Origin of the sequence: Streptomyces sp. NPDC051452 (assembly GCF_044454765.1) — a bacterium.
Taxonomy (GTDB): Bacteria; Actinomycetota; Actinomycetes; order Streptomycetales; family Streptomycetaceae; genus Streptomyces.
Genome location: NZ_JBITEB010000016.1, coordinates 149796 through 163535, shown reverse-complemented (window position 1 = coordinate 163535; position 13740 = coordinate 149796). Strand labels below are relative to the sequence as shown.

At 70.4% G+C, this 13740-nt stretch carries 8 protein-coding genes; 5 read left to right on the top strand and 3 right to left on the bottom strand.

Annotated features, from left to right (window positions below; translation table 11 throughout):
* Positions 1 to 209: 209 nt before the first annotated feature.
* Positions 210 to 497, top strand: a complete 288-nt coding sequence (locus ACIBA9_RS30340) for a hypothetical protein (RefSeq protein ID WP_399367990.1) — start codon at positions 210 to 212, stop codon at positions 495 to 497.
* 1086 nt (positions 498 to 1583) lie between these two features.
* On the opposite strand, the gene ACIBA9_RS30335 is transcribed toward ACIBA9_RS30340, so the two are convergent.
* Positions 1584 to 2213 carry a hypothetical protein gene (locus ACIBA9_RS30335; RefSeq protein ID WP_399367988.1) on the bottom strand — a complete coding sequence of 210 codons (630 nt, stop codon included), beginning with the start codon at positions 2211 to 2213 and terminating at the stop codon, positions 1584 to 1586.
* Positions 2214 to 2484: 271 nt separating this feature from the next.
* Here ACIBA9_RS30335 and ACIBA9_RS30330 point away from each other — a divergent pair, with 271 nt between their 5' ends.
* Positions 2485 to 2808, top strand: a complete 324-nt coding sequence (locus ACIBA9_RS30330) for a hypothetical protein (RefSeq protein ID WP_399367986.1) — start codon at positions 2485 to 2487, stop codon at positions 2806 to 2808.
* 852 nt (positions 2809 to 3660) lie between these two features.
* Here the strand turns inward: ACIBA9_RS30330 and ACIBA9_RS30325 are convergent.
* On the bottom strand, positions 3661 to 4101 hold the full coding sequence (locus ACIBA9_RS30325; RefSeq protein WP_399367984.1) for a pyridoxamine 5'-phosphate oxidase family protein: 441 nt from the start codon (positions 4099 to 4101) through the stop codon (positions 3661 to 3663).
* A 248-nt stretch (positions 4102 to 4349) separates the two neighbouring features.
* Positions 4350 to 5096, bottom strand: coding sequence for an IPT/TIG domain-containing protein (locus ACIBA9_RS30320; protein WP_399367982.1), 747 nt, complete (start codon positions 5094 to 5096; stop codon positions 4350 to 4352).
* Positions 5097 to 5817: 721 nt separating this feature from the next.
* On the opposite strand from ACIBA9_RS30320, the gene ACIBA9_RS30315 reads away from it, so the two are divergent.
* From ACIBA9_RS30315 to ACIBA9_RS30305, 3 genes are all read left to right on the top strand, one after another.
* The gene (locus ACIBA9_RS30315) at positions 5818 to 11400 is read left to right on the top strand and encodes an Ig-like domain repeat protein (RefSeq protein WP_399367980.1); all 5583 of its coding nucleotides are present in this window, start codon (positions 5818 to 5820) and stop codon (positions 11398 to 11400) included.
* 635 nt (positions 11401 to 12035) lie between these two features.
* A complete protein-coding gene (locus tag ACIBA9_RS30310; RefSeq protein ID WP_399367978.1) occupies positions 12036 to 13055 on the top strand; it encodes an IPT/TIG domain-containing protein in 1020 nt (339 codons plus the stop codon).
* A gap of 156 nt (positions 13056 to 13211) precedes the next feature.
* Complete coding sequence (locus tag ACIBA9_RS30305) at positions 13212 to 13694, top strand: Ig-like domain-containing protein (RefSeq protein WP_399367976.1); 483 nt, start codon at positions 13212 to 13214, stop codon at positions 13692 to 13694.
* Positions 13695 to 13740: the final 46 nt, after the last annotated feature.

Here is a 13740-nt window from a genome sequence, read left to right as displayed (position 1 = left end):
ATGCGCCGGTGACACAGCGAAGCCCATTAAGTCGGAAAGGGCGCCCGGAGCGCCGATGAGCACGCCCCGGGGGTACAGTAGCGACGCACACGCTGCTCGAATTCACCGGCGCACGCAGAGGAGTGCAGCCGCTGGCGATTCAATTTCCGGCAACGTCATTGCTACGTGCGGGACCTTCTCGTACGGTGGATTGTCCGTACGATGCCAGCATGAACGTAGCCGTGTTCCTCATCTCCCTGGGTGCCACGTGTCGCATAACGCGATTCATCACCAAGGACACCCTGGCCGCGGGATTTCGTGTCTGGACCGCAGATCGCTTCGGTGACGACTCTAGAGCCGCCTATCTGGTGTCCTGCGGTTGGTGTGCCAGCATCTGGGTGGCCGCAGCGGTCACGCCCACAGCGTTCATGGCCGGCGATACCCTGGCCTTCAAGATAGGTGCCACGGCTCTCACCCTTTCCTACATCACCGGCCTAGCGTCCAGCCACGTGGACTGACTTATACGTTCCCGCACACTCCAGCGTGGACTTTTCACGTAATATTACTATCCCGCGCTCGTGTGTATAAGTCGAGAGCCTAGGGAATTTCCTCGATCGACTGGACTGTCGGATAGAGCCGCAGCCATCCGGGCGCGCATGTGGAACCTCGCGCATCGACATGCCGTCACATGATCTCAGCATCCTTTGCGCCGACCGAGGGCTACCGGAAGCCGCCCGTCTTCATATCCGCCCCGCAGCGGGCCCTTTGCCCTGGAGCGGAGGCAGCAACCGTCCTGATCGAAGTTGTCCCGCTCCGGGGCCCTCAGCGAAGGAGAGCGCAGTGCCATGCAACTGTGGGGGCACCCCCCGCTCGAACGTCACCGTCTACCGACTGACGCTACCCAACGGCGTGTCCCGCGAATACACGACCTTGCAGGAGGCCGAGGCCGCCAACAGGCGCGCGGGGGGAGGAGGCACCATCTCTGTCGAACATCGCTGACAGTGCGGACGCAGCCACTTGGTGGACCAACGGATGTGTGTGGTCCGAGGACACAGCGCTGGCCGGCATGGTCTGTCCGGCCGTTCCAGCAAGTGGTCCAACAGTGCGGAGTGGGCGCCTTCATCGATCCAGTTGATCGTCGGCACACCCCTGCAGGCAAGGGAACCAGTTCGGCTCTGCCTCGGTGTGCCGAGCCGCCTTGGGACCATCCCTCCGATGGTGGTCGCGGTCCAGAGCGGCGTCACGGCAGCGGCCATGGTGGCGATTGACCGCGTGGCCCCCGCACCCGCCGTACTCTGCACGCCATGGAGGGCAAGGAGGCGCAGTCGGATCACAGTGACGGGGCCTTCGACGTCGCGATCCGAGAGCGAACCGGTCAGGGAAGAAGGGCATTTGCGCCAGGACCCGAAGCCGCCTCGCGTCTACGTCCCCACCGCAACCGCGAGCGTCAAGGTCGGCTTCGGCGCCGATATGGGCCCGGAGCGCACCGCACCCGACCCCAGGGTGGTCCATGCTCCGCTCGTCGGGCGTATCGCTGTCGGCGTTCCCATCACCGCCGATGAGCACATCGAGGAGGTGCTCGTACTGCCGACACAACTCGTCGGCTACGGGCATGCGTTCGCGTTCAAGGTCGAGCCCACGGCCCAGGTCCACCGCGGCCGCGCGAAGGCGGGCCGGCGCCGCCTGGAGCGCGAGCCCGGCTTCCGCACCCCCCCAGCTGGCACTGAGCGCACCCGACGCGCGTACGGGCCTGCCATCCCCGAGGAGAGCGGGGCCGCCGCCGGTCCTTGGCTACGCGCCTCCAGGAGGGCCTCCAGCAACGCGTCCAGCGTCGCCACGCACAGCAGCGGCCACAGGGAGTGGCAGCGTAGGCCTGGGGCGGTGGCCGTGACCAGCCCGGCGGTGAGGAAGGTGCCGCACCAGCCCAGCATGTAGCGCAGCGATCGCGCCGGGAGCAGACCGCGCAGCAGCAGGCGGACGGGGGTCAGCAGGGCCGAGACGAGCAGGGCGCTCGGGACCACCAGCAGCACGGCCCATAGCAGTGCGCCGACGCCGTCCACCTCGGCGGCCCCGGGGAACGCCGTCACGGTCATCGCCACCACGGCCAGCAGCACGCCGACGGCAGCCGCCGAGAACAGGCCGATCCCGGTCATTGCCATGGAGACGAGTACCTTGCCGCGGCGGTCGAGGCCGTCCCAGGTCCCACCGGTCTCCCCGCTCTCCTCCTCGTGCACCGCCCTCACCCTCCCGCACCCATGCCGACGGCCTCAGTTCCTCCTGGTAGGGGGGCGGGGGGGGCCGTGTGCGGTTGCGTGCGAGGGAAGGGTCAGCCAAGCAAGCCGACGGGGATGTCAGCACTCCGACCACGACGAAATCGCGTGCTGACCGGTTCGCCCCTACTCCATCGGTGCACCGCCCGCGCGCGCTAGAGGAGTCATCGGGCGCAGGGGGCATGCTTTCCGGCCAGTACTCACAGGTAGCGAGAGGGGGCAGGCATGTGAGGGCATGATCACGGTCGTGTACGGCGAAGACATGTCCTGCTGCGTGCGGTGGGAAATCCTGCTGCATGAACCGTTCAGTGGCGTGTTGATCTGCAAAGGCTTCGGCCGTGCGATCACCGCTGCCGACCCCACCGAGGTGGGCCGGACTGTTCTCGCGGCGTACCTTGCCGGACGGTCCACCCGGGACGAAACGTTCCGCGTCGTCGTCCGCACCGACAACGGCTACCAGTCCGTTATCACTGCCGGGCAACTAGCCGACACCTGCTGGGTCGCGGATCCAGCAATTTGCCAGGTACTGCCCACCTACCTGCGCAACGCCCTCGCCTGACCGCCGGGGGAAGCAAGAGTAGGAACTTCCCAGGTCCCATGGCCGCTGCTTCGCACCCCTCCCCGCCGTCAACGGTCAGCCCTACGTCAAACGCGCCGTCGACGGCTCCGTGCGACACCTGCCCGACTACATCCGCGGCAAGGCACCGAGGAACACGCGGTCGAGCCGTCGCGGCGCCGCCCCTGGGGTCAGCGCCTCGTGGCACATCGCGCGGGCCCGCTGCGAGCCGTCCATACCTTCCGTCTACGCCCATCGCCGCCCGCGCGCCACCGGGCTGTTTCCCCCGTACGCGCGTGACCTTGCGGTCCGGGTTGGTGTTGAGCCGGTGACGCGCGTTGGTCTGGACGCCCCACGTCGGGCCGGTGCAGTCCGCGGCCCCCGATTCCGCGCTCTGGCGTCGGGGCCGCGTCAGCTTTCCCCGAGGCGTACAAGGTCCGAGCCCCGCGGGCCGGTTGGTGGACTGGCGGGGCTGCCAGAGCGGGGCCAGACCACGGTGACGGCCCGGCAGCCCGGGGAGCGTGGCGCCGAACAGCCGCCGGAACTCCGGACCGCCCTCGTACGGTGTGTAATTGGCCTGGATGACGTCGCGTACGTCGATCCGCTCGCGCCAGCGCCGGCCGGCGAATCCACGCCAGGCATCGGCGGGTGCGTCCACGTCTGGACGGGTTGCCACAGTCGTCACTGCCTCCGCATCGTTCGCGACACCGCACACGGACGGTTCCGTGGGCGGCTCCGCTGATGATGCTCCTCGCGTGCCCCGGCCCCGGGGCAGGGGCTGCGGGACCGGTCGCCAAGCCGTCCGGCCTGTCACCGTTGGGCCCTTCGGGCCAAGCCGCGGCCGGTGCCCGGCGGTCAGGTGGAGAGGGGCAGGCCGTACATCGTGCGGCCGTCGACGAGTGCACGCCCGGTGACCAGTTCCGGCGCGATGCGCACGAGGACCTCATCGGGTGAAAGAGCCCGGGAGCGCGGAGCGACCCGCTCCAGGCGTGTCACTTCGCTCGGATCCGTCACGATCTCGGCACGGCCGGTCATCACGACGCTCCAGCCGGAGTGCGTGTCCGGGTCGGCCGTGTCCGCTTCGAAGGCGACGACCACTCCGTCGATCGCGCGGGCCGGCTCGGAGGCCACCGAGGTGCGCAGGAGCACCGATCCGTCGGCGTCCAGGCCGAAGTTGACCGGAACGACCGCGGGCAGTGCGTGGCGCGTGGTGACGATACGGCCGATAGGAGCCGTCGCCAGCAGGCGCAGGCACTCATGACGACCGAGTTCACGGAAACCATCCTTCGAGTTCATGCGTCACCCCGTCCTTCACCCGGTGGGCAGTCACGCTTCATCCTTCAACCCGCCGACGGCCCCGGGCGAGGGCAACGCGTCCCACCCTGGCCGGAGAAGGGCCCGAGGGGACGCGGCGGCGAAGGGGGCCGGACGGCCCTTTCGGCGCGCCCGTCGGCCCGGATGCATACCCGAGCCGATGGTGACGGATCCCGTCCGGGACAAAGGGGTGGCACCCTGACGGGATCCATCACCTGATCGCGGCGAGGTCAGATACCGGGGCTGGCGACGTAGGTGAAGGCACCGACATCGGTGTCCGATCCGGCCGGGTTGGTCACCACCACATCGGCGGCTCCCGCCGTACCGGGCGGGGTGACCGCCGACAGTGTCGTGGAGTTGATCACCGCGAACGGTGCCGGGGTACCGCCGAAGGTGACCGAATCGGTCGTGTCAAGGTTGGTGCCGGTGATCGTCACGGCGGTACCGCCAGAGGTGGGTCCGGACGTCGGAGTGAGGCTCCCGATCGTGGGCGCGTCGACATAGGTGTAGGTCAGGCCGTTGTTACTGCCACCGGCGGTGGTGACGGTCACCGGGACGGGGCCCGCTCCTGCTCCGGCGGGAACGGTGACGCTGAGGGAACTGTCGGAGTTCACAGTGGGGGTGGCCGTCACGCCTCCGAAGGAGACGCTGGTGGCCGTCGACAGCCCGGTACCGCTGATGGTGATGGTGTTGCCGCCGGCCAATGGGCCGGACACAGTGCCCAGGGCGGACTTGAACGGTGCGCCCACGTAGAAGAACGGCACCGGGTTACTGGTCCCGCCCGGTGTGGTCACGGTGACACCGACCGTGCCGGTTCCTGACGGGGAGACGGCGGTGACCTGGGTCGGGGAGACCTGTGTGACGTTCGTGGCCGGCTTGTTGCCGAACATCACCTTGCTGGTGTTCGCCAGGTTCGTTCCCGTGATGGTGACCAGCGTTCCACCGCCGGTCGAGCCCTGGTTGGGAGAGATGGGCATGAGAATGCTCCTCGTTGTTGATGGACCTTGCGGCGAACCGGCGGGGGTGGTCCCACCCGAACGATCCGGAGACCGTCGAAAGCGCGGGGACGGCGACGTGCTGGGACAAGGCGCCGGGGAAACGGCCGGTACCGGAACTGCCGAAATGGGGGGGAGCAGATCTGCGTGCCAGCGCGCGACTCGGACCGCCGGGACGTCTCTCTCCACAACGAGGTACGGCTGACGCTGCCCGTCCACTCCCGCCTTCCTCGGCTCGGGATGGGCAGCCCGCCGATTCACGGTCCCAGTGACCCACACGGCCATATGAGGGACAAGACCCCGTCAATCGCCATCACCCGAACGGAGCAGACCGGCGTAGCGGCGCGGTGCGCGCTCACCGCCGCGCCGACGGACCGAGGAGCTTCAGGTGCACCGCGCCCTCGGTCCGGCGGTCAACCTGTCGCTGCCTCGGCTCGAGCTGGGCGAGTCCCTGCGTTCCGCGCCGGTGCCACGCCGGCCGGCAACCCCGTGCGCTCCGCTGCTCGGGTGAATTCCCTTGTCCTTGCGGCGGATGGCTGGGTTAGTGGAGGGACCCCGTCCAGTGGCTGCCCACCCCTCCCGGGAGGAGCAGTCCCACCGGCCTGCCAGGTCGTGTCCGGCAGCACCGAGGTGACGGGAGCTCCCCCATGTGAACCGGCGCGAGCCGGTCAGGGCATGCCGTCCCCGAGCCGAGGTGATAGCGATGCCCCCCGTCCCCCGTCCCGGCGTCCTTCCGGAGCCGGTCTCCCGACGCCCGCGGCCCGCCGAGGCCCTGAGCGGTCTGCCCGAACCGGGCGTATCCGGGGGTGTCACCCCGAGTCAGGGCCCTTCCAGTGGCGGGACACGGGTGACGCTCACCGGTCACGGCTTCGGCGGGACCACCGCAGTCCGCTTCGGTTCTCGCAGCGCGGCCGGCTTCAGCGTGCTGGACGACCGGACGATCGTCGCGGTCACACCTGCCGGCAGCGGAGTCGTTCCGGTCACGGTGATCACGCCTGGCGGCACTGCGACGCTCGGGCAGTTCTTCTACCAGCCGCAGCCCGGCCTGAAGAGCGCCCGGCCCGGCAGCGGTCCGCTCGGCGGCGGCAACACGGTCACCCTGACCGGGAGCAACCTCGGTACGGCCACCTCCGTCCGCTTCGGTTCGGTGGTGGTCACTCCGGTGTCAGCCTCCGGTCAGCAGGTCACTGTGGTGGCACCGCCGTCGGCGGCTCCCGGCACGGTCGCGGTCACCGTCACCACGGCCGGCGGTGTGAGCAACCCCATGGCCTACACGTACGACGTCTCACCGACGATCTCCGGTGTCTACCCCGCCTCGGGAGTGACATCCGGCGGTACGGTGCTCCTCATCGCGGGGTCCGGACTGGGCAGCGTCACGGCTGTCTCCGTCGGGGGCACTCCCGTGCGCTCCTTCAGGCCCAACTCCGACGCCCTGATCGTCGCAGTAGTCCCCCCGGGAGCCCCGGGCCCTGCGGACGTGACCGTGACGAGCCCTTCCGGCACCGCCACGGCGGTGGGCGCCTTCGTCTACACCATCGCCACGGGCACGACGGTGACGTCCTCACCGGATCCCTCCGTGACCGGGCAGGAGACGACCGTCACGGCCACCGTGACACCCGAGGCCACCGGCGCCGGCACCCCCGGCGGCACGGTCACCTTCGACTTCGGGGACGGATCCGCCCCCGTCCCGGTACCCGTGGTGGACGGCACGGCGGCCTGCGTCCACCGCTACCCCGCCACCTCCGGCAGCCCCTATCTGATCAGCGCCTCCTACAGCGGCGACACCGGCTTCGCCCCGTCCGCCGGGTCGACGTCCCACCGCGTGGCGCGGGCGGCGACGGTCACCACCATGACCTCGGTGCCGGACCCGTCGGCGGTCGGACAGTCCGTGACAATCATCGCGCACGTGGACGCCGCGGCACCAGGAGCGGGCAACCCCACCGGAACGGTCACCTTCACCTTCGGCGACGGGACTCCGCCCGTCACCGCGTCCCTGGCCGACCACGTGGCGACGGCTGCCCACACCTTCACGAGCACCGCGGGCAGTCCGTATGTCATCACGGCCACCTATCGGGGCGACGCGGACTTCGCCGCCTCCGCCTCACCACCCGACGAGCATGTGGTCGCGGCCGACATCTCCGAGACCTCCACCATGCTCACCTCTGCGCCCGACCCCTCGGTGAGCGGCGAAGCGGTGACGTTCACCGCCGAAGTCACCCCGGTGCCTCCGGCCGCGGGCACTCCCACCGGAAGCGTCAGCTTCCTCTTCCGCGACGGCACTTCCTTCACCGTCGCCCTGGACGCGGACGGAACCGCCACCACCACCCACGCCTACACCGACGTCACGGGCAGTCCCTACACCGCGCTGGCCGTCTACAGCGGCGACGCCGACTTCAGCTCCTCCAGCGGCACCACCACGCAGACGGTGGGCAAGGCGGCCACCACCACCTCCGTCACCGCTCAGGCGAGCCCCTCGGTCACGGGTCAAACCGTGACCGTGACCGCGACCGTCGCCACCGTGGCCCCCGGAGCGGGTACGCCGACCGGCACCGTCACCTTCGCGTTCGGAGACGCGACGCCGCCCCTGACCGTTCCCGTCACCGCAGGCAAGGCCACCGTCGCCCACGCCTACACCGCCACATCGGGCAGCCCCTACACCGTCACCGCCACCTACAACGGTGACACCGCCCATGCCGGTTCCAGCGGCGGCACGGCACAGCAAGTGCAGCCGGCCACCACCACGACGAGCGTCGCCCTCGGAGCGACCCCCTCGGTGTCCGGCCAGGCCGTGCCCATCACAGCGACCGTGGCTCCGCTCTCCCCGGGGGCAGGCGTCCCGAGCGGCACCGTCACGTTCACCTTCGGGGACGGCAGTGACCCGGTCACCGTTCCCCTCATCGCGGGAATCGCCACCACCGCGCACACCTACACGAGCACCTCGGGCAGCCCCTACACCGTCACGGCCACCTACGGCGGCGGCAGCGACTTCGGCGGCTCCAGCGGCACAGCCGCACAGACCGTGGCGAAGAGCGCCACGACCACCACGGTCGCCACCGCCCCGAACCCCTCCACAGCAGGCCGGCAGGTCACCGTGACCGTCGCCGTGGGGGCCCGGCCGCCCGGGTCCGGGGCGCCGGAGGGCACCGTCACCGTCGACTTCGGTGACGGCACCGCCCCCGACACGGTCACCCTCGTCGGCGGCACCGCGGTCACCGTTCACACCTACCGCGGCACCGTGGGCAGCCCCTACCCGGTCACCGCCGCATACAGCGGGAACGCCGACTTCGCCCCGTCCAGTGGCGGCGCCACCCAGACGGTGGGCCGTGCCTCGACCACCATGTCAGTGACCGGGGCGCCCCAGCCCTCGGTGGTGGGGCAGCCGGTGACCTTCACGGCGACCGTCGCGCCGTCGGCCGGCACCGGCACCGCGAGCGGGCCGGTGCGCTTCGACTTCGGGGACGGCACCCCGCCCGTCATGGCCGCGCTCGTCGCGGGGACGGCCACCGTCCAGCACGCCTACACATCCGCTTCCGACGGCCGCACCGTCACCGCAAGCTACGGCGGCGACCCGGACTTCACAGGCTGCAGCGGCACCGCCGTGCAGACCGTGCGGCAGGCACTCACCACCACCACGGTGAGTCAGTCGCCCGCGGCGTCGGTCACCGGCCAGCAGATCACCGTCACCGCCTCGGTGTACCCGGTGCCACCGGGAAGCGGCGACCCGAGCGGCACCGTCACCTTCGACTTCGGCGACGGCACCCGGTCCGTCGGCGTCCCGGTCATTGCCGGGACCGCCACCGCCACCCACACCTACACCACCGCGTCCGCCAGCCCGTACGCCGTCATCGCCACCTACGGCGGCGACCCCGACTTCACCGGATCCAGCGGTGGGGCGAGCCACACCGTCGACCGGGGCGCCTCCGTGACGACGATCAGCACCTCACCCGATCCGTCCGTGACCGGACAGGACGTGACGGTCACCGCGACCGTGACACCCACCGCTCCGGCAGGCGGGACACCCACCGGCACGGTGACGTTCGACTTCGGCGACGGCACGGCCCCCGTCACCTCACCGCTCGTCGCCGGCGTCGCCACCCTCCCCCACTCCTACGCCACGACCTCCTCCAGTCCGTACACCGTCACCGCCGCCTACGGCGGCGACATCGACTTCACCGGGTCGTCCGGTTCCACGTTCCACAGCGTGGCGCGGGCGGGCACGGAGACCACCCTGACCTCCTCGCCCGATCCGTCTGCCGTGGGCCAACCGGTCACCCTGCTCGCACGGGTGGTCGCCGCGGCCCCGGGAGTGGGCAGCCCCACCGGAACGGTCACCTTCACGTTCGACGACGGAACACCGGACGTAACGGCACCTGTCGTCAATCACATCGCCACCGTCAGTCACACCTTCACCGGCACGGCAGGCAGCCCCTTCGCCATCAAGGCCGTCTACGCCGGTGACCAGGACTTCGCCCCCTCCACCTCACCGGCCGTGGACCACGTGGTCTCCGCGAGCGTCTCGCAGACCTCCGTCACGGTCACCTCCGGACCCAACCCCTCGGTCACGGGTCAGCCGGTCGTCTTCACCGCCACCGTCACACCCGTTCCTCCGGCCGCCGGCACCCCTACCGGGAGCGTCACCTTCTTCTTCCGCGACGGCACTTCCTCCACCGTCGCCCTGAGCGCCGACGGCACCGCCACCACCACCCACGCCTACACCTCGGTGTCCGGCACCGCCTACGAGGTGACCGCCGTCTACTCCGGTGACGCCGATTTCAGCTCCTCCATCGGCACCACCACACAGACGGTGAACCCCGCCGGCACGACCACCGCGGTCGTCTCCTCGCCGAGCCCCTCGGTGTCCGGCCAGCCCGTGACGCTCACCGCGACGGTCGTGACAGCACCCCCCGGGGCCGGCGCCCCGACCGGCACCGTGACATTCGCCTTCGGCGACGGCAGCCCGTCCGTCACCGCCGCTCTGAACGCCGGGATCGCGACCCTCATCCACACGTACACCACCACATCGGGCAGCCCGTACACCGTCACAGCGACCTACAACGGCGCGAGCGACTTCAGCTCCTCCAGCGGCACCACGACACAGACGGTGGTCAGGACCGCCACGACCACCACGGTCGTCTCCTCGCCGAAACCGTCGGTGTCCGGCCAGCCCGTGACGCTCACGGCGGTGGTGGCCTCCAACCCGCCCGGAGCCGGCGCCCCGACCGGCACCGTGACATTCGCCTTCGGCGACGGCAGCCCGTCCGTCACCGCTCCCCTGACCGCGGGGACAGCCACCACCAGCCACGTCTACGCCTCGGCCGCAGGCGGCCCCTGCACGGTCACTGCGGCATACAGCGGCGACAGCGACCGCGCTCCGTCCTCCGGGAGCGTCACACAAACCGTGAACCCGGCTCTGACCAGCACCGCGGTGAGCACGTCCAGCAGCCCCTCGCGCGTAGGCCAGGCCGTCACCGCCTCCGCGACGGTCACGACCCTGTCCCCCGGGGCCGGCACCCCCACCGGAACGGTCACCTTCTCGTTCGGCGACGGAGCGACCGTCACCACAGCGCTCAACGCTGGCACCGCCACCGCCGGTCACACGTACACGACCCGGGCCGGCAGCCCGTACATCGTCACCGCGACCTACAACGGGACGGGCGACTTCACGGCCTCCAATGCCACGACCACCCAGACGGTCGCCCAGACCTCCACGACCACCGCCGTCACCAGCGGTCCAAGTCCGGCGGTGACAGGCCAGCCGGTCACCGTCAGCGCCACCGTCTCCGCCGTCGCGCCGGGGGCGGGGACTCCCAGCGGCAACGTGACCTTCAGCTTCGGAGACGGCACGTCCCCCGTCACCGCCGCGCTCACCGGCTCGACCGCCACCGTCACCCACGCGTACACCAGCGTCACGGGCAGCCCCTTCACGAACACGGCCGCGTACAACGGCGACACCAACTACACGGGGTCCACCGGCACGACCACGCAGGCGGTCGGGCAGGCGGCCACCACCACGACCGTGTCCGCCTCACCCAACCCCGCCACCCACACCCAGCCGGTCACCGTGACGGTGACCGTCGCGCCCACGGCACCCGGAGCCGGAGTGCCCACCGGCACGGTGACCGTCGCGGTCAGCGGAGAGAAGCCACAGACCGTCACCCTCGTCTCGGGTACGGCGTCCGTTGCCTATCCCCGTCTCAACAAAGGCGCGCACACGATCGACACCGCCTACAGCGGCGACGGCAACTACGCGGCTTCCACCGGCAGCGGCACCGTGACCGTGACGTGACACGGCACCGGATGGCCGGCGCCGGGCACCCCCAAGCCAGCCTCGGGTTCGCGTCGATCCTTGTGGGAAGGACGAACAGTCCGGGTCTGCCCTCGAAGCAGCCCCCGCCGTGTGGCAGCCAGTCCTGTGGGAACGGCCACCCCGGCCCGTTAGCCCATTCGGGTGTCCGCGATGAGGGCGGTCTTGTCGCCGGCGGGAGGGTGTGGGTCACTGATCGTGTCGCACCGGCGGGCCGCCCTTCCCGTCCGAGCAGCAGCCGGTGGAGGGGCCGCCGTGTGCCCGTGCGGATGACATCCGTGGCTGTCCACCGGTCCCGTGCAGTAAGACGGTGAGACGCAGATGCCCCCCGTTCGGCACGCACCTGACCGGCGGCCTACCACTGTGGACTTCCCGGCCGGCGGTCGGTGTCAGCCCCCCTGCTGCCGAGCGGAGCGGTCCGCCGGTTCACAGACCGTCGTGGTGCCCACCGGGTCGGGCACCGACCGTCAACCGTCGTGCCCTGTCCCTACCTCAGTGAGCGCCATCCGGCGCGGGGGTCCGAACCCGGTCGGTCCCCGCCCACCCGGAAGACGACGCGGGCCGCGCGACCGTCCGGGCCTTCCCGCGTCCGCCGTCCCCTTGTTCCAGGAGGCCTCATGCCGCCCGTCGTCAGTTCCGTGAACCCCGGACAAGGACCCGTGTCCGGCGGCACCACGGTTGTCATCACCGGCGCCGGTCTGACGGGCGCCACCGCCGTGCGTTTCGGATCCGCCAACGCCTCTTCCTACACGGTCAACTCCGCAACGCAGATCACCGCGGTCACTCCCGCCGGGAGCACCGGCTCGGTGCCGGTGACGGTGACCTCTCCCAGCGGCACCAGCAACACCACGGTCACGTTCACCTACACGTCCTCCCCTCCGACGGTGACCGGCGTCTCACCGTCCAGCGGTGCCACCAGTGGCGGTACCGTCGTGACCGTGACGGGCACGAACTTCTCCGGAGCCGGCCAGGTCCGCTTCGGTTCCGTCAACGCATCGTCCTTCAGCGTCGTGTCGCCGACACAGATCACCGCCGTGTCACCGCCCGGAATCGCGGGTTCGGTACCGGTGACCGTGACGACGCCCGCGGGAAGCAGCGCCGCCGCGCCGGAGTCGTACTTCTTCTACGCCGCGGTCCCGGCGCTCACAGCGCTGTCCCCCACTGCCGGTCCGGCGGCCGGGAACAACACGGTCACACTGACGGGCTCCAATCTGCTGAACACCACCGGCGTGCGGTTCGGCACTCAGTTCGCGAGCTTCACCGTCGTGTCGTCCACCGAGATCGCCGCCACGCCCCCACCGGGCGCCGGCCAGATCGCGGTGACCGTGACGACACCAGGGGGATCGAGCAACTCCCTGTTCTACGCGTACGTGAGCGCTCCCACTCTGAGCAGCGTCTTCCCGTCGAGTGGTCCTGCATCAGGCACCACGGTCGTGACACTGACAGGTACCGGGCTGGCCACCACGACCGATGTCAAGGTGGACGGCGTCGGTACGGGATTCACCGTGGTCTCGGACACGCAGGTGACGGCGGTCGTTCCGACGGGAGCCACGGGAGACGCCGCCATCCGGGCGACGACGGCCGGGGGGACCTCCGGCGCGGTCACGTTCCACCGCATCGCGGCCCCCGTGATCTGAGCGGGTTTCACCCGAGCCGCCCATCCCTTCACACGAACGTTCTCCATTGCTGACCCGGTCGGCTCATTCCGTGATCACCCTCCCCATGGATCCGTGGCAGGGGACCTAGCGTGCACGGCATCGGCACTCAGACCAACCGACCCGGAGGAGTTCCTCGTGCTACGCAGGCGTACTCGTGGTGGATGGGCCGTCACGTCAGCGGCGCTGACAGTCGTTCTGGTCACGGCCGGCCCGGCCGCCGCCGCGCCCTCCGCCACCAGCGTCACAGCTTCGCCGGCGTCCACCAGCATCGGCAGTCCCGTTCAGCTCGCCGCGACCGTGAGCTGCGGCTCCGACCCGAGCGGTGGCCTGGGCATGTCCTTCTTCGACGGCGGTGACCTCCTCACCACCGTCCCCGTGCGGACCAACGGGCAAGCCACGTACACCACGTCCTTCAGCACGGCCGGCACGCACACCATCACAGCCGCCTACAACGGCAACGGTGCATGCGACGCGTCCAGCAGCACCACCGCGGTCCAGGTGTCCGCGGTCTCCCCCACCCCACCGCCCCCCGGGCTCCCCGGACTGTGCCTGCTCACCTGCGGCAGTCTGATCGGTTTCGTCGTCGGGGACATCAACAACCCCGTCGTGACGCACTGACGCCCCCGACACGGGAAAAGGGCGCCATGTTCGCGGTGGGCCCGCA

What these genes read in the sequence shown, in the direction of transcription:
- ACIBA9_RS30340 (WP_399367990.1), top strand. Translation starts at nt 210, where the DNA reads ATGAACGTAGCCGTGTTCCTCATCTCCCTGGGTGCCACGTGTCGCATA.
- ACIBA9_RS30330 (WP_399367986.1), top strand. Translation starts at nt 2,485, where the DNA reads ATGATCACGGTCGTGTACGGCGAAGACATGTCCTGCTGCGTGCGGTGG.
- ACIBA9_RS30325 (WP_399367984.1), bottom strand. Translation starts at nt 4,101, where the DNA reads ATGAACTCGAAGGATGGTTTCCGTGAACTCGGTCGTCATGAGTGCCTG.
- ACIBA9_RS30320 (WP_399367982.1), bottom strand. Translation starts at nt 5,096, where the DNA reads ATGCCCATCTCTCCCAACCAGGGCTCGACCGGCGGTGGAACGCTGGTC.
- ACIBA9_RS30315 (WP_399367980.1), top strand. Translation starts at nt 5,818, where the DNA reads ATGCCCCCCGTCCCCCGTCCCGGCGTCCTTCCGGAGCCGGTCTCCCGA.
- ACIBA9_RS30310 (WP_399367978.1), top strand. Translation starts at nt 12,036, where the DNA reads ATGCCGCCCGTCGTCAGTTCCGTGAACCCCGGACAAGGACCCGTGTCC.